Genomic DNA, 15,138 nt, shown 5'->3' with positions numbered 1-15,138 from the left:
CGCCGCTTCATCTGGCCAAAAATATCCTCGGGGGGCGTGGGGGGCAGACAGCCCCCCACTTCTCCGCCAAAACAAAGACCGAAATTTGAGCGACTGGCTGATCTCCCTTGAAGGCACCGAAGCGGGCCACAGGCTCGCCCTGGCGCTTGCGCTGTCAGCCGCTTTCCTGCACGCAGCCTTTGGCGCGCTGCAAAAAGGGCGCCACGATCCCTGGATGTCGCGCGGGGTGATTGACGCCTGCTATTGCCTTATGGCGGCCCCGTTTGCCCTCTTCGTCGTGCCTTGGCCCGAACCCTTTATGTGGCCCATATTCGCAGTCGTCTGGCTGATCCACATCCTCTACAAAATCCTTCAGGCCCTGGCCTACACCAAAGGCTCATACACAGTGGTTTACCCGGTCGTGCGCGGCACCGGTCCACTGTTCACCGTGATTGGCGCTTACCTGTTGTTTGACGAAACCTTCACCGGCACCCAATGGCTCGGTGTGGCTGTCCTGCTTTGCGGGATTTTCGGACTGGCCGCCTATAACTTCCGGTTTCTCGAAACCAACCGCGAAACACTTGGCGTCGCCCTGGCACTTGCCTTCGCCACCGGCTTGTTCGTCGCGCTCTATACCACCTATGACGCATATGGCATTCGTGCCACCGCCGATCCATTCACCTTCCTTGCATGGTTTTTCATGATCGACGGGGCGACGCTGCCCTTCTACGCCTTCCTCAGATGGCGCGCGATGATCCACCGCCCGACGCTCGGCCCCCTCATGCTGCGCGGGCTAGCGGGAGGTATCATTGCGCCTCTGTCCTTCGGTTCGATCATGCTCGCCACCCGTCTGGACAAAGTCGGCGAAGCAGCTGTCCTTCGTGAAACCTCAACCGTCTTCGCAGCGCTTATTGGCTGGCTGGTTTTGAAAGAAACCGTTGGCCCCAGACGCATCGCGCTGATGGCATTGATTGCACTCGGCGCCGTAATAGTTGAAATGGGCGGGTAAACAGCAGGGAACCGACATGACAGGCAAGAATGAGATCAACCCGTTTCTGAAACAGGTGCTGGAGCTTGGCCCGCCGCTGGCTTTCTTCTTCATCTATTTGCGCCTACGCGATGACAGTTTTCAGTTCGCAGGAACGGAATATTCCGGCTTTATCGTCGCGACGATCATCTTCGTTCCCCTCATGCTGGCTGCAATGGGTATCCTGTGGTTCCTGACCGGCAAGCTCAGTCGTATGCAGATCTTCACCGCTTTCATGGTGATCTTCTTCGGCGGCCTGACCGCATGGTTCAATGACGAGCGGTTCTTCAAAATGAAAACCACCCTGGTCTATGGCTTTTTCGCCCTGATCCTCGGCATTGGTCTGCTGCAAAAGAAATCCTACCTCGCCTATGTTTTGGACGAGATGCTGCCCATGCGCCACGAAGGTTGGATGATTCTGACACGCCGGCTGTGTGCCTGTTTCGCAGTGCTGGCCGTCGCCAATGAATTCGTCTGGCGCACCATGTCGACCGATCTGTGGGTCAAAATCGAAACCTTTGGTTTTCCGATCGCATTAATGGTCTTTCTCATGCTTCAGTTCAGCATGTTGCAGACCTATATGGACGATCCTGACCAGCAATAGGCCGTGGATTCCGTAAAACTACATAAAATCCTTGGCTAATCGCCCGTGCTGTGGAAAGTTGTGGGACCACTCACACCTGCCAGCCGGAGCACCACATCCACATGACGGCCTTTCCCAATACCGGTTTTCTGGCCGAAGCATCCGACCGTCTGCGCGCGATGCTGTCGGCACAGGCGACCGAAATCTCGCTTGATGAAGGCGAGACATTGTTTGAACAGGGCGATGAGGGCGATGCGCTCTACGCCATTCTCGCCGGTACGCTCGAAGTGTCCTTTCTGGCGATGAGCGGTCGCAAATTGTCGCTGACCCTGATGAAACCCGGCGAAGTTTTTGGTGAGATAGCGCTGTTCGACAGCGGTCCGCGTACAGCGACCATTGCCGCCGCCGAGCCTTCTCGCGTATTGCGCGTGCGGCGCGCAGATGTGATGAACCAAATCCGACAACACCCGGATTTGGCAGTTGATATGATCCGTCTGGCCGGTCTCAGGATGCGTTGGATGGGGTCCCAGTTGAACGAACAGGTGTTCCTGCCCATGCCGATCCGTCTGGCCCGCAAGCTGCTGCACCTGACCGACCTGCAAGAGGACCCCTCAAGCCGTCTGTCCCTGTCGCAAAGCGAGCTGGCCGAGTTTGTCGGCGCCACGCGCGAGGCCGTATCGAAGACCATCTCGACGTGGAAGCGCGACAAGGTGGTCGAGGCATCGCGGGGCGGGTTGATGATCCACGACTTTGACGCGCTTCGAGAACTGGCGGATTCCGATCTTATCTGATCCGCTGTGACCTGCTTCACATACCTGTGTAGTCGTTAAGACTATCTTCATAACTGTTACCGTAGGAGGTCAGAGAATCATCCCCGATATCTGTCCACTGACCTCTCCCTGTATCAGAGTCGCACGCCTTCCCCGGTGTGCGGCTCTTCTCATTTCCGGTGTATGAAAAAAAAGGCCGGGGTGCAGACCCCGGCCATTCTTGCAATCTGAAAGGCAGGTTATTCGCCCAGGCTAAGTGCTACAAAACGTGGATCGCCACCACGCCGTACCAGCAGCAACAGCGACTTGCGGCCTGCTTCGCGTGCTTCGTCCATGCGCGTCTCAAGATCCTGAATCGACGCGACCTTCTGCTGACCGGCTTCGGTGATCAGATCACCCGCCCGCAGGCCCTTGGCATAAGCTTCCGAGGCTTCATCCACATTTGTTACAACCAGTCCCTCAGCGTCAGCATCCAATTCCAGATCGGTGCGCAGCGTCTCAGTCAACGGTGAGATCGTCAGGCCCAGAATATCCGCGTCTTCCTCGACCGGAGCTTCCTCTGCAGGTTCTTCTTCACTCCCACCGGAACGCTCGGCATCCTCACGGCGGCCCAATGTCACCAGAACGGTCTGCGTGCCGCCATCACGGTGCACAACTACGCGGACAGATTTGCCCACCGTAGTTTCACCGACCTGCCGCACCAGACCGCGCGTGTCTTCAACCTCAACACCATCAAAGCTGAGAATCACATCGCCCGCCAGCAGGCCAGCCTCTTTGGCTGGGCCGTCCGGCACATCGCTGATCAACGCACCGCCGGGCTTTTCCAGACCCATGGCTTCGGCCATATCCTCGGTCACGTCCTGAATGCGTACACCCAGCCAACCACGGCGGGTCTCACCAAACTCGCGCAGTTGATCCACGACCTTGATCACCACATTCGACGCCATCGAGAAACCAATCCCGATTGAGCCACCATTGGGCGACAGAATCGCGGTGTTCACACCAATGACCTCTCCATCCATATTGAACAGCGGCCCACCCGAGTTGCCCCGGTTGATCGCTGCATCGGTCTGGATGTAGTCGTCGTAGGACCCGCTCAGCGCACGATTGCGGGCCGAGACGATCCCGGCTGAAACCGAAAAGCCCTGACCCAGCGGGTTGCCCATCGCAATCACCCAATCGCCCACACGTGCTACATCACTATCGCCGAACTGCACATATTGCAGTGGCCCCGAGGCCTCGACCTTAAGCAGTGCGATATCGGTTTTCTCATCAGTGCCGATGACCTTTGCAGGCAGCTCTTTCTTGGGTTGACCGTCGCCGGGGAAAAATTCAACAAGGATTTCATCGGCTTCGGCAATCACGTGATTGTTCGTGACGATGAAACCATCCTCGGAAATCACAAAACCCGAACCCAGCGCGTTGCTGCGGCGCGGGCGGTTGTCGTCATCGCCCTCTCGATCCTGAAACTCCCGAAAGAAATCCTCGAACGGAGAGCCCTCGGGCACAATGCCTTGCGGCCCGGATTGCCCTTCGATCAAGGTTGAAGTGGTGATGTTCACCACCGCCGGGCTGATCTTTTCGGCCAGAGGCGCAAGGCTTTCTCCGCGCGCCTGCGCGGCGACGGTTTGGGCCAGAACCAGAACCATCCCGGCAATGGCCAACCACATCAGCCGCATGAAACCAACAACCTCGTCCCGCCGGACGGAAATACTGCGCGCTTGTGCCTGCACTTGGGAACTCCTTGTCGTCACTACACGGTGGATCGCCCGCAGGCGGTCCTTCTTGACAACCAATGTAGTCGGTTTGGCCAAGCCCGCAACTGAGGATCGCGGGGAAATCACCGGCAAGTGAAAAGGCTGTATTAAAACCCGACCTGATACGCGGCCCAAAGCAGCACCAGACCCGAGACCACGCACAGCAATCCGGCCAGCCGCCGCGCCTGTTCGGGCAGGCTGCGCAACGCTTCCAACATGCGTTCAATAAGCGAAGGGGCCAGCGCATAGGCCAGCCCCTCGACAATCAGTACCAGCCCGAAGGCCAGAAGGATCATACCCATTACTGGGCTGCCTGCCCTGTAGGCGATTTGAGGTAGTTGAAGAACTCGGAATCCGGGCTCAGCACCATCGAACTGTTGCCACCGCCCAGCGCACGTTCATATGCCGACAGCGAGCGGTAGAATTCGAAGAACTCCGGGTCTTTGCCGAAGGCTTCGGCGAAGATCGCGTTTCGTTCGGCGTCAGCCTCACCGCGGATGATCTCGGCCTCACGGTTGGCGTCCGACACCAGTTCAACCACGGTCCGGTCGGCCTGCGCGCGCACACGCTGGGCAGCCTCGTTACCACGGGCACGTTCGTCGGTCGCTTCACGTTCTCGCTCGGCCTTCATCCGGTCGAAGGTCGCGTTCAGGTTGGCCTGCGGCAGGTCCGTCGCCTTCAGGCGTACGTCGATCACGTTCACGCCCAGCGCCCGCGCTTCGGCAATCGCGCTGTTGCGGATGCGCAGCATCAACGCTGCACGGTCGGAGCTCAGGATGTCACGGGACGAGACCGACCCCAGCACTTCCCGCGTTTCAGCGCGGAGGATACGGTCCAGACGATCCTCTGCCACCGGAATGCCGCCGACACCGACCGCCTGACGGAACTGCTCCAGATCCGAAATCCGGTAGCGCGCGAAGGCATCGACCACCAAACGGCGATCGTCCAGAGGCGTCACTTCAAGCGGTTGCACGTCGATCGACAAGATACGGTCGTCATAGCGCACAACTTCCTGAATCAGCGGGATTTTAAAGGCCAAACCAGGTTCTTCCTTAACGGAAACCACGCGTCCAAATTGCAGAACCAGCGCGCGTTCGCGTTCGTCTACGATGAAAATAGAGGACAGGATGCCCACTACCAACAAGACAACTGCACCTAGAATAATTGGTGATTTACGCATCAGTTGCTCTCCTGCCCAGAATTGCGGCGCAGTTCATTTAGCGGCAGGTACGGCACAACGCCCTGCCCCGAACCGGTCGAGTTTTCGTCCAGAATGATCTTGTCCACGTCACCCAAAACCTGCTCCATCCGTTCCAGATAGAGGCGCTTACGGGTCACATCGGGTGCTTTGGAATACTCTTCCAGAACTGCGCTAAAGCGGCTGGCCTCACCCATGGCGCTGTTGATCTGCTGGGCGCGATAGGCTTCAGCCTCTTCCAGCACCTGCGCGGCTTCACCGCGCGCTTCCGCCAACACGCGGTTGGCATAAGCGTCCGCCACATTTTGCAGACGGTCACGTTCCTGCGCCGCGGCCTGAACGTCGCGGAAGGCGGCGATCACGTCCTGCGGCGGGTCGGCCTTGTCGAAGTTCACACGGATGATGTTCACGCCGGAATCATAGCTGTCCATTGTTGATTGGATCAGCTCTTGCAGGCGTTCTGCGATCACACCACGGTCCCTGTTCAGGATCGGTGCCAGCTCACTTTGTGCGATAATCTCACGCATGGCCGACTCAGACACCGCACGGATCGTTTGACGCGCATCGCGCAGATTGAACAGGAACTTGGCGGGGTCGCTGATGTTCCAGACGACCTGATAGTCGATATCGACCACGTTTTCGTCCCCGGTCAGCATCAACCCATCGTCGCTGCCGCGTGTTCCGCCCATGTCTTCGGTCTGTTCGCGAGTGACCGGGATAACCTCGGCGGTGACAAACGGCCAAGGGGCAAAGTTCAGGCCGGGATTTCCGACCGATGAGAATTCGCCCAGAAACAGTTCAACCGACTGTTCTTCGGGTTTGACGGTGTAAAAGCTGGCCGCGCCCCAAAGCACAGCACCAACGACGAGACCGATAAGCACGGTCCCCTTCGTAAACAGCGGACCACCGCCGCCGCCCTTGCCATTGCTTCCTCGGCCCGAACCGCCGCGACCGCCCATCAGGACGCGCAGCTGTTCCTGCCCCTTTTTTACCAGATCGTCGATCTCGGGGATCTGCGGGCCATCGCCTTCGGGTGGGCGTTGCCCGTTCCCGTTGTTACCCCGATTTCCTCCGCCGCCCGAGGAGCCTCCGCCCCCCCAGGGGCCACCGCTGTTGCCCGCCATATGTATCTTTTCCCTTGTGTTGGACCGTGTGATCACGGGTTCCCTTGTAACTTGTGTGCGCGAGGTTGCAAATCAAGCAGTGCGCACAGGTTGACGCATTGTCACCAGTTCTTCGGCCATGACCGGGTGAACGGCGACCGTGCGGTCGAAATCTTCTTTGGTTGCGCCCATCTTTACGGCAATGCCCGCCAGCTGGATCATCTCACCCGCGCCAGGCGCGACTATGTGGCAACCCAGGACCTTGCGTGTCGCCTGAGAAACGATCAGCTTCATCATCACTTTGTCGGACCCGCCCGCAAACGCCTTTTGCATCGGTTTGAAAGAGGTCGCATAAACCTCAACCGGTTCCTGCGCGGCGGCCTCCTCCTCGCTCAGACCCACGGTGCCCATTTCGGGCTGCGTGAAAATGGCGGTGGGGATGAGGTCATGATCCACGGGCGTCGGGTTGCCCTTAAAGACGGTTTCCACAAAGGCCATGCCCTCGCGGATCGCAACCGGAGTCAGGTTGACACGATCAGTCACATCCCCGATGGCATAGATCGAGGGCACGCCGGTCTGGCTGTATTCATCCACGATGATCTCACCCTTGCGGCCGCGTTCAACACCCACGGCCTCAAGCCCCAGATTGTCGGCATTGGGCGCGCGACCGGTGGCGTACATGACCACGTCGAACTGATCCTCGGTCCCGTCGGTGGCTTTGACAAGGATCTTGTCGCCATCCTTGGCCATTTCAACCACATTGGTACCCAGGCGCACGTCGATCCCGTTTGCGCGCATTTCGTTGCAGATCAAATCGCGGGCCTCTTGGTCAAAGCCGCGAAGGATTTGTTCACCGCGATAGAATTGCGTGGTCTTGACGCCCAGCCCATTCATGATCCCTGCAAATTCGCTGGCGATATAGCCACCGCCCACGATCAGGATGTTTTCGGGCAGTTTCGGCAGGTGGAAAATCTCGTTTGAAGTGATGGCGAGGTCTGATCCCGGAAACTCAGGCACAACCGGGCGACCGCCGGTGGCGATCAGGATATGCTTGGCGGTCTTGCGGGTGCCATCGGCCAGTTCAACCGTATGCGCATCCACCACGGTGGCCCGCTGGTCAAAGCTTTCCACGCCGTTGTTCTTCAGGATGTTGCGATAGATGCCTTCCAGCCGATCCAGTTCTGTTACCAGCTTGCCGTGGAACGTATTCCAGTCGAACGCGCCGGGCTGGATATCCCAACCGTAAGCCTGCGCGTCACCCATCATGCCCGAGAACTCACTGGCGAACACCATCAGTTTTTTGGGCACACAGCCCCGGATAACGCAGGTTCCGCCATAGCGATCTTCCTCGGCCAGCGCCACCTTGGCCCCGTTTTCACCCGCCGCGACACGCGCGGCGCGAACCCCGCCCGAGCCACCACCGATGACGAAAAGATCATAGTCAAAGCTCATCCCGAGTTCCTTTTTATCAGGCCAAATTTCGTTGCTTATCTGGGGTCGATTGCGAAACTGCCAACCCTTGATGGGCCGGATTTTGTGAAGAAATCATTCGGATCAGTCCGCAATGTCCAAAAACAGGTTCTCATCGCTGTCGGCAGGTTGCTCTGTTTCGGTCGTGCCCTCATTGATATCCCTGATCTCGACCCGGCCATCGCCATAGCCAATCACCACCTTGTCGCAGATGTCGATGAACAACCCGTTTTCGACCACGCCGGGCACCTGATTCAGCACCAGAGCCAGCTGCCGGGCGTTTCCGATACGGTGCAGATGCAGGTCAAGCACATGGTTGCCTTCATCCGTGACAAAGGGCACGTCCCCATCCATCCGCAAAGCGGTCGAAGTACCCAGCACATCCATCGTATCCAGAACCTCTTCGACCAGAGTGCGCGTGGTCTGCCAGCCAAAAGGAATGACCTCAAGCGGCAGGGGGAAAGCGCCAAGGGTCTCAACCTCTTTCCCGGCATCGGCGATGACCACCATCTGATCGCTGGCCGTCGCGACGATCTTTTCCTGCAAATGCGCGCCGCCGCCACCCTTGATCAGGTTCATCTCCTGATCGAACTCATCCGCGCCGTCGATGGTCATATCCAGCCATCCGGCCTGATCCAAAGACACGACCTCGATCCCGACCTCACGCGCCAGTTGCGCAGTCCGGGTCGAGGTGGGAACGCCCTTGATCTTCAGGCCTTCCTCCTGCACCCGTTCGCCCAAACGGCGCACCATCCAGGCGGCGGTGGACCCGGTCCCCAGCCCCACGCGCATACCGTCCTGCACCAGATCGGCGGCCCGACGCGCGGCCACGTATTTTGCCCGGTCGATCGGTGACATTTCTGCGGTCATGGCGGCATCCCCCTGTCTTACTGAGGCAACGTATACGGAATGCCCGCGCCAACTGCGAGAGCGAATTGCAGAACCACGCGGGCCAACGCGTCGCGAAACTACGCGTTTCCGATTGGAAACGTCGCAATCGGGGCTTTGGGAAAATGATGTAAGGTATAGATAGGTTTCATGACTACGCCCTATCGCCTGCACTATGCCCCCGACAACGCCTCGCTGGTGATCCGGCTGGCACTGTCCGAGATGGACCTGCCGTTCGAGACCGTGCTGGTGGATCGCACCCGCAACGCGCAGGACAGCGCATATTATCGCGCGCTGAACCCGAACGGGCTGATCCCGGTGCTGGAAACGCCGCAGGGCCCGATTTTCGAAACAGCCGCTATTCTGCTGTGGCTGTCTGACACCCATGGGCAGTTGGCCCCCGCTGCCACCGATCCCGAGCGGGCCGCGTTTCTGAAATGGATGTTCTTTGCTTCGAACACGCTGCACTCAGATCTGCGCATTTTATTCTATGCCGAGAAATATATCGACGCGGCACAGGCCGACACCCTGCGCGCTGGTATCCGCCCGCGCCTTCGGCATCACCTGAAATTGCTGGATACGCTGGCCCAAAGCACTCCGAACTGGCTGCATCCTGACAGCCCGTCGGTTTTGACCTATTATTTGGCCTGCCAGATGCGCTGGATGGCGCTCTATCCTGCCAAGGCGGATCGCAGTTGGTATCAACTGGCTGATACTCCTCACTTGCAACGCATCGTGATGCAGTTGGAAGCTCGTCCCGCAACCCGCGCCGCCATCGCGGCCGAGGGGTTGGGCGCCACGCCCTTCACCGCCCCGACTTACGCTAACCCTCCAGAAGGCTCTGCTACCTGATATGTTCCTGTCTGTCTTCGATATGTTCAAAGTGGGCATCGGCCCGTCCTCGTCGCACACTATGGGGCCGATGGTGGCCGCCGCGCGGTTTTTGGACCAGATGCGCGCCTCTCCGTTCGAATTTTCGGGGCTGCGCGGGTCTTTGCACGGATCGCTGGCGTTCACCGGTGTCGGCCATGCCACCGACCGCGCCACCATTTTGGGCCTCGCCGGTTTTGTGCCTGACACCTATGACCACGAAAAGGCCGAGGCCGCACTGGCCACGATCAACGAAATGCATAGCGTCACGCCCGAGGGGCTGCCGACGCTGGAGTTCAATCCGAAGACTGATCTGGTCTTTGACTATGAACACAACCTTTCTGGCCACGCCAACGGCATGATCCTGATGGCCACAGATGCACAGGGCGATGTGATTCTGCGGCAGGTCTATTACTCGATCGGCGGCGGCTTTGTTTTGACCGAAGAGGAACTGGCCGAGGGCAAGGCGACCGACGAAGGCGACCCGGTGCCCTTCCCCTTCAAATCCGCAGTCGAGATGCTTGACATGGCCAAAGCCAGTGGCAAAAGCATCGCCGAAATGAAGCGCGCCAACGAGATCGCGCGCGGGTGCGCGGACAGTTTCGCCAAGGGTACCGCGCGCCTGTGGCAGGTGATGAACGACTGTATCGAACGTGGTCTGAACACCGATGGCATCCTGCCCGGCGGCCTGCATGTGCGCCGTCGCGCCAAGGGCATCCATGACGCGTTGCAAGCCGAGCGGGGCATGAACCTGAACGCCCCGCACACGATCAACGACTGGATGAGCGTGTACGCCATGGCCGTGAACGAGGAAAACGCCGCCGGGGGTCAGGTCGTCACCGCCCCCACCAATGGCGCGGCCGGCGTGCTGCCAGCGGTGCTGCGGTATTACCTGGATCACGTGCCGGGTGCCTCTGAAAGCCGCATTGAGGATTTTCTTCTGACTGCCGCAGCTATTGGTGGTCTGGTAAAGTTCAACGCTTCGATCTCGGGGGCCGAGGCCGGATGTCAGGCCGAGGTCGGCAGCGCGTCCGCCATGGCCGCCGCAGGTTTGTGCGCGGTGATGGGCGGGACCCCGGAACAGGTAGAAAACGCCGCCGAAATCGCGTTGGAGCATCACCTTGGCATGACTTGCGACCCGGTGGCGGGGCTGGTGCAGGTGCCCTGCATCGAACGTAACGGGCTGGGGGCGATCAAGGCGGTTTCAGCCGCGTCTCTGGCGCTGCGTGGGGACGGGCATCATTTTGTCCCGCTTGACGCAGTGATCGAGACCATGCGCCAGACCGGGCACGATATGCACGAGAAGTACAAAGAAACCTCGCTGGGCGGTTTGGCCGTGAACGTCCCAAACTGCTGAGACTGGCGCTTTCATCGGCGGCGCAAACCCCGTAGCGTGCCGCCCATGACTCAGGATCGTCCCGTTCTTGGCATCATGTTGATGCTTGGCTTTTGCGTCCTCGCCCCGGCGGGCGATGCGATGGCCAAGCTGTTGGGCGAGACGACCCCGGTCGCCATGCTGGTCTTTGTGCGCTTCGCCGTGCAGGCGCTGGTGCTTGTGCCGCTGGTCGCCCTGACAGGGCGGCTCTGGCGGATGTCCCGTCGCGTGTTTCGGCTGACCTTGCTGCGTACAGTTCTGCACATCATCGGGATCAGCGCGATGTTCACCTCGCTGCAATATCTGCCGCTGGCAGACGCGGTGGCCATCGCGTTTGTCATGCCCTTCATCATGCTGCTACTTGGCAAATACGTTCTGGGGGAAGAGGTCGGCCTGCGCCGCCTGATCGCCTGTATCGTCGGGTTCATCGGCACGCTGTTGGTGATTCAGCCCAGCTTTGTGCAGGTCGGCGCTGCAGCTTTATTGCCGCTGGTTGTCGCCGTGGTCTTTTCGCTGTTCATGCTGGTCACACGGCACATTGCGAAAGAGACCGACCCAATTTCTTTGCAAGCCGTTTCCGGCACCATGGCTACAATCCTGATGCTGCCGTTTCTACTGATCGGAACCGCCGCAGGCGTGTGGGAGCTGTCACTGATCGCACCCCCCGACGGCACCTATGAGCTTCTTTGGGCCATCGGTCTGTTGGGCACCGTGGCGCATCTGTTCATGACGTGGTCCCTGCGCTATGCGCCCTCGGCCACACTGGCCCCGATGCAATATCTGGAAATCCCCGTCGCCACCCTGATCGGCTGGTTGATCTTCCATGACCTGCCCGACGGAATCGCAGCCGTGGGGATCGCCATCACCATCGCAGCCGGATTGTTCGTTATTCTGCGAGAGCGGGCCAGCGCCCGGTCCGCCCCGACAGAAACGCCCGCATAACCTGATCCAACGCATCCCGAGGCACCATCACCAGCAGCCCCGGCCCCTCCATTTCCAGTGTCACATCCGCCAGTGCGCGGTTTGAGGTCCCGACCTGCCCATCCGGGGCCAGTTCCAACCCGTCAATCGGCCATTCCAGCCCCTGACTGCGCCCGGTTATGCGCCGCAATGGAAACAATGACACAGTCTGTCCCACCGCCAAAGGCAATGTGATCCGGGGGGGCGCGTGAAACACCACTTCCTGCGCGCCCAACAGGACACACGGACGATCCTGATGCCGAACCAGAGCGTTAAGCACCGCAAGCTGATGATCCAGACGCGCGCCTAGAAACCCAATACCCAGCGCCAGCGGCGTCGCCACATTGCGCAGAACCTTGTCGAAATCCGTGCTGTCCTGTTCACGAATAGGAAACAACCGATCCGTAGGAATCTGGGCCTTGTGGTCTGTTGAAAGCGAATCAAAATCGCCAATCACCGCGTCAGGAATGACCCCCGCATCCAGCAATGGCGCAGCCCCTCCATCAGCTGCAACGCAGGTTTCGGCGCGAATCAGCGCCAGTTCGATGTCCTTTGGGTTGATTTCTCCGCCGCCGACTAGCGTTATTGGCCCATCACAGCGTACAATTCCCGTGTTTTTTCTAAGATTGATCATTTTTCCCGGATTTGGACACATTGAAACCACAAAATGATAGGCTGATTGGCATAGTTCAGGGCCAATGGGTATGCCCATCGCCGGGCGGGTTGGCTCTCGTAGTTTGTAAAGGACGTGCGTCTGATGGTACAGAATAACAAGGTTTTGACCGTTTCATACGGAACCTTCTCATGCACTTTGGAAGGCTTTGACGATTCCTTCGAGACAATGAAGGCAATCGCAGAATATTTCCGCGACCTTGCCGCCGAGGATCGTTACTTCGGGTCAGAACCCCCGCAACCGGATGCCGAGATGCTGGCCCGCATCGCTCAGCGCGATGTCGCGCGCCGGGTGGAAGCCAGCCAGAATGACTCGGGCCTGCTGCTGCGTGCCACTGAACAACCCGCACCCGCCCCGATTGCCACCGCACCCACGCCCACCGCCGACCCTGAGCCTGTACCGTCTCAACCCGATCCGGTGGCTACCGAAGCGGACGAGGTCGAAGACGCGCCCACTCCCGCCGCCGACAGCATCGCCGCCAAACTGCAACGCATCCGCGCGGTCGTTTCCCATTCGGAAGAAAACACCGTCATCTATTCCGAGGATGAAGAAACGACTTTGATGAAGGCGGCGGCCGGACCGTCGGACGCTGTGGCCGCAGCATTCGAAGCTGGTTCGCTAAGCGCCGAGGATTTGGGCGAAGCGTCCGATACCGAACCGCAGGAATCCCCGGAAGAGGCCGTGGCCGCGATCGAAGAAGCCTTGGCCGAAGATGAGATTGTCGAAGATGCGCCTGAAGAAACTGAGCAGGTCTTCGACGATACCCTGAGCACCGAATTCGGTGAACCTGCAGAAGAAGTCCAAGCAGCCCCAACCGAAGTCTCTGATGGTGAGCCGGAAGAAGAAATTCAGCCTGCCGCGATGGTTGAAGAGGCCGAGGAAGCAGCGCAAGAAGACCTGACACCCGAAGCCGATGCCATGGAAGAAAACGATCCCGTCAACCTGCTGCAGGAGGACGAGGAAGCCATGGATATGCCGGAGGACGACACCACCCAAGAGGAAGGGGTGTTGACTGCCGACGATGAAGAAGACCTGCTGAGCGAGATTTCGAATGTCGAGGCTTTTCTTGCCCGACGCGCGGCGGACTCTGCCTCGGATACCGGAAGCCTGGACCAGGACGTTTCGCGTCTTATGGACAAAGCCGATGTCCAGATGGAGGACCCGGCAACCACAGATCAGCGCGAGACATACTCGCACCTGCGCGCTGCAGTGGCCGCGACCGAAGCCGAGCGCAAGGACAAGCCAAAAGCCGAAGAAACATCTGATCACAGCGTCTATCGTGATCTGACCGCATCGGTCAGCCCACGCCGGCCGGACATTCAGGTCACCGGCACGCGCCCGCAATCAGATAAGATGGCCCCGCTGAAACTGGTCGCCGAGCAGCGTATCGACGCGGATGCCCCTGAGGCAGCCCCCGTCACGCCGCGCCGCGTGTCTTCATCTGAGGATGCTCAGGCGGGCGAAGAAGGCGGCTTTGCCCTTTTCGCACAAGAACAGGGCGCCCAGTCCTTGCCCGACCTTCTGGAAGCCGCCGCATCCTATCTGTCATTTATCGAAGGTCAGGAGCAGTTCTCGCGTCCGCAATTGATGAACAAAATCCGGTCGCTCCAACAGGCGGATTTCAACCGCGAGGAAAGCCTGCGCTCATTCGGTCAGTTGCTGCGCGACGGCAAAATCGAAAAAGCCGGTGGTGGCCGGTTTGCAGCCTCAACGGATATCGGCTTCCGCCCCGACGACGACGAACGCGCCGCGGGCTGACCGCCAAAAAAACTAAAACCAGAAGGGCCAGAGAAATTCCTCTGGCCTTTTTTTTGAGCACTAAACTGAAAGTACCTAGCGTCCTGCTATGCTGCACCGCAGAATTATGCTAGGTTTGAACCACTACGCCAGGCACTTTTTCCTCGGTTCAAACAGAGGTCGCGCCATGTATGAACTTCCGATTCGCCGTCTGAGGCCCTATGACAGGCCCAAAATCGAAAGCCACTTCAAATCATTGAATAGTGACGCACTGACATCGCGTTTCGGCGCGCCCGTCAGCGCAGAATTCGTTGCCGCTTATCTTTCCGATATCTTTGACGATGCGGCCTTGATTTTTGGGGCTTTCCCGGATTCACGCCTGCGCGGCGTAGGGGAACTTCGGGCTGTTCCGGACAGCCTGAACTACGTAGCAGAGGTCGCGCTAACTGTTGAAACTGGCTGGCAAGACAGGGGCATTGGAGACGGGTTGCTCTCCCGCCTCCTTACCGCTGCACGCAATCGCGGGATCAACGAAGTCCACATGCTGTGCCTTGCCACCAACCAAAAGATGCGTCGTCTGGCAGCCAAGCACAAAGCAGAATTGAAACTAATCACAGGCCAGATCGAAGCAACACTGGCGACGCCATGGCCTTCACCCTTTAGCCTGGCTGAAGAAATCTCCGGAGAATACCATGCATTCGCCCGTGCAATTCTCAGTTGGCCTCGAAGGTGAGGTCGGTATTGACGG

The 15,138-nt window shown here is 59.1% G+C and carries 15 protein-coding genes; 8 read left to right on the top strand and 7 right to left on the bottom strand.

What is annotated here, in order from left to right; genetic code table 11:
- The first annotated feature begins 85 nt into the window (after positions 1–85).
- From GOV79_RS02385 to GOV79_RS02375, 3 genes are all read left to right on the top strand, one after another.
- Complete coding sequence (locus tag GOV79_RS02385; RefSeq protein WP_170788452.1) at positions 86–988, top strand: EamA family transporter; 903 nt, start codon at positions 86–88, stop codon at positions 986–988.
- 16 nt (positions 989–1,004) lie between these two features.
- Positions 1,005–1,610, top strand: a complete 606-nt coding sequence (locus GOV79_RS02380) for an inner membrane-spanning protein YciB (protein WP_170788451.1) — start codon at positions 1,005–1,007, stop codon at positions 1,608–1,610.
- A gap of 101 nt (positions 1,611–1,711) precedes the next feature.
- Entirely contained in the window at positions 1,712–2,380 is a 669-nt protein-coding gene (locus GOV79_RS02375) for a Crp/Fnr family transcriptional regulator (protein WP_170784358.1), read from the top strand.
- 218 nt (positions 2,381–2,598) lie between these two features.
- Here GOV79_RS02375 and GOV79_RS02370 read toward each other — a convergent pair whose 3' ends face one another.
- The 6 genes from GOV79_RS02370 to rpiA form a co-directional block, all read right to left on the bottom strand.
- Positions 2,599–4,038 carry a Do family serine endopeptidase gene (locus GOV79_RS02370; protein ID WP_170769838.1) on the bottom strand — a complete coding sequence of 480 codons (1,440 nt, stop codon included), beginning with the start codon at positions 4,036–4,038 and terminating at the stop codon, positions 2,599–2,601.
- A gap of 185 nt (positions 4,039–4,223) precedes the next feature.
- Positions 4,224–4,418, bottom strand: coding sequence for a DUF2065 domain-containing protein (locus GOV79_RS02365; protein ID WP_170769382.1), 195 nt, complete (start codon positions 4,416–4,418; stop codon positions 4,224–4,226).
- On the bottom strand, positions 4,418–5,296 hold the full coding sequence (gene hflC / locus GOV79_RS02360; RefSeq protein WP_170788450.1) for a protease modulator HflC: 879 nt from the start codon (positions 5,294–5,296) through the stop codon (positions 4,418–4,420). The genes GOV79_RS02365 and hflC overlap by 1 nt, the downstream gene beginning before the upstream one ends.
- Positions 5,296–6,438, bottom strand: a complete 1,143-nt coding sequence (hflK, locus tag GOV79_RS02355) for an FtsH protease activity modulator HflK (RefSeq protein WP_170788449.1) — start codon at positions 6,436–6,438, stop codon at positions 5,296–5,298. Before hflK ends, hflC begins: the two co-directional genes overlap by 1 nt.
- Positions 6,439–6,510: 72 nt before the next feature.
- Positions 6,511–7,869, bottom strand: coding sequence for a glutathione-disulfide reductase (gene gor / locus GOV79_RS02350; protein ID WP_170788448.1), 1,359 nt, complete (start codon positions 7,867–7,869; stop codon positions 6,511–6,513).
- 102 nt (positions 7,870–7,971) lie between these two features.
- Positions 7,972–8,757: a ribose-5-phosphate isomerase RpiA gene (gene rpiA, locus GOV79_RS02345; RefSeq protein WP_170788447.1), complete on the bottom strand. Its 786-nt coding sequence runs from the start codon at positions 8,755–8,757 to the stop codon at positions 7,972–7,974.
- Between the two features lie 168 nt (positions 8,758–8,925).
- Here rpiA and GOV79_RS02340 point away from each other — a divergent pair, with 168 nt between their 5' ends.
- From GOV79_RS02340 to GOV79_RS02330, 3 genes are read left to right on the top strand one after another with little or no spacing between them, the layout of a single operon-like run.
- Positions 8,926–9,627 carry a glutathione S-transferase family protein gene (locus GOV79_RS02340; protein WP_170788446.1) on the top strand — a complete coding sequence of 234 codons (702 nt, stop codon included), beginning with the start codon at positions 8,926–8,928 and terminating at the stop codon, positions 9,625–9,627.
- Between the two features lies 1 nt (position 9,628).
- On the top strand, positions 9,629–11,002 hold the full coding sequence (locus tag GOV79_RS02335) for an L-serine ammonia-lyase (protein WP_170788445.1): 1,374 nt from the start codon (positions 9,629–9,631) through the stop codon (positions 11,000–11,002).
- A 45-nt stretch (positions 11,003–11,047) separates the two neighbouring features.
- Positions 11,048–11,962, top strand: coding sequence for a DMT family transporter (locus GOV79_RS02330; protein ID WP_170788444.1), 915 nt, complete (start codon positions 11,048–11,050; stop codon positions 11,960–11,962).
- On the opposite strand, the gene GOV79_RS02325 is transcribed toward GOV79_RS02330, so the two are convergent.
- On the bottom strand, positions 11,907–12,614 hold the full coding sequence (locus tag GOV79_RS02325; RefSeq protein WP_170788443.1) for a thiamine diphosphokinase: 708 nt from the start codon (positions 12,612–12,614) through the stop codon (positions 11,907–11,909). The genes GOV79_RS02330 and GOV79_RS02325 overlap by 56 nt on opposite strands.
- A 123-nt stretch (positions 12,615–12,737) precedes the next feature.
- Here GOV79_RS02325 and GOV79_RS02320 point away from each other — a divergent pair, with 123 nt between their 5' ends.
- On the top strand, positions 12,738–14,411 hold the full coding sequence (locus GOV79_RS02320) for a hypothetical protein (RefSeq protein ID WP_170788442.1): 1,674 nt from the start codon (positions 12,738–12,740) through the stop codon (positions 14,409–14,411).
- Positions 14,412–14,577: 166 nt separating this feature from the next.
- Entirely contained in the window at positions 14,578–15,123 is a 546-nt protein-coding gene (locus GOV79_RS02315) for a GNAT family N-acetyltransferase (protein WP_170788441.1), read from the top strand.
- The last annotated feature ends 15 nt before the right edge of the window (positions 15,124–15,138 follow it).

Source organism: Ruegeria lacuscaerulensis (assembly GCF_013034745.1).
In the GTDB taxonomy this organism is placed as follows: domain Bacteria; phylum Pseudomonadota; class Alphaproteobacteria; order Rhodobacterales; family Rhodobacteraceae; genus Ruegeria; species Ruegeria lacuscaerulensis_B.
The sequence above is the reverse complement of the archived record's forward strand: the minus strand, read 5'-3'. Positions and strand labels throughout refer to the sequence as shown.

Coding starts and splice junctions, on each gene's coding strand:
- GOV79_RS02370 (WP_170769838.1), bottom strand. CDS start 4,038: ATGCGGCTGATGTGGTTGGCCATTGCCGGGATGGTTCTGGTTCTGGCC.
- GOV79_RS02380 (WP_170788451.1), top strand. CDS start 1,005: ATGACAGGCAAGAATGAGATCAACCCGTTTCTGAAACAGGTGCTGGAG.
- GOV79_RS02365 (WP_170769382.1), bottom strand. CDS start 4,418: ATGGGTATGATCCTTCTGGCCTTCGGGCTGGTACTGATTGTCGAGGGG.
- GOV79_RS02335 (WP_170788445.1), top strand. CDS start 9,629: ATGTTCCTGTCTGTCTTCGATATGTTCAAAGTGGGCATCGGCCCGTCC.
- rpiA (WP_170788447.1), bottom strand. CDS start 8,757: ATGACCGCAGAAATGTCACCGATCGACCGGGCAAAATACGTGGCCGCG.
- hflC (WP_170788450.1), bottom strand. CDS start 5,296: ATGCGTAAATCACCAATTATTCTAGGTGCAGTTGTCTTGTTGGTAGTG.
- hflK (WP_170788449.1), bottom strand. CDS start 6,438: ATGGCGGGCAACAGCGGTGGCCCCTGGGGGGGCGGAGGCTCCTCGGGC.
- GOV79_RS02325 (WP_170788443.1), bottom strand. CDS start 12,614: ATGATCAATCTTAGAAAAAACACGGGAATTGTACGCTGTGATGGGCCA.
- GOV79_RS02320 (WP_170788442.1), top strand. CDS start 12,738: ATGGTACAGAATAACAAGGTTTTGACCGTTTCATACGGAACCTTCTCA.
- GOV79_RS02330 (WP_170788444.1), top strand. CDS start 11,048: ATGACTCAGGATCGTCCCGTTCTTGGCATCATGTTGATGCTTGGCTTT.
- gor (WP_170788448.1), bottom strand. CDS start 7,869: ATGAGCTTTGACTATGATCTTTTCGTCATCGGTGGTGGCTCGGGCGGG.
- GOV79_RS02375 (WP_170784358.1), top strand. CDS start 1,712: ATGACGGCCTTTCCCAATACCGGTTTTCTGGCCGAAGCATCCGACCGT.
- GOV79_RS02315 (WP_170788441.1), top strand. CDS start 14,578: ATGTATGAACTTCCGATTCGCCGTCTGAGGCCCTATGACAGGCCCAAA.
- GOV79_RS02340 (WP_170788446.1), top strand. CDS start 8,926: ATGACTACGCCCTATCGCCTGCACTATGCCCCCGACAACGCCTCGCTG.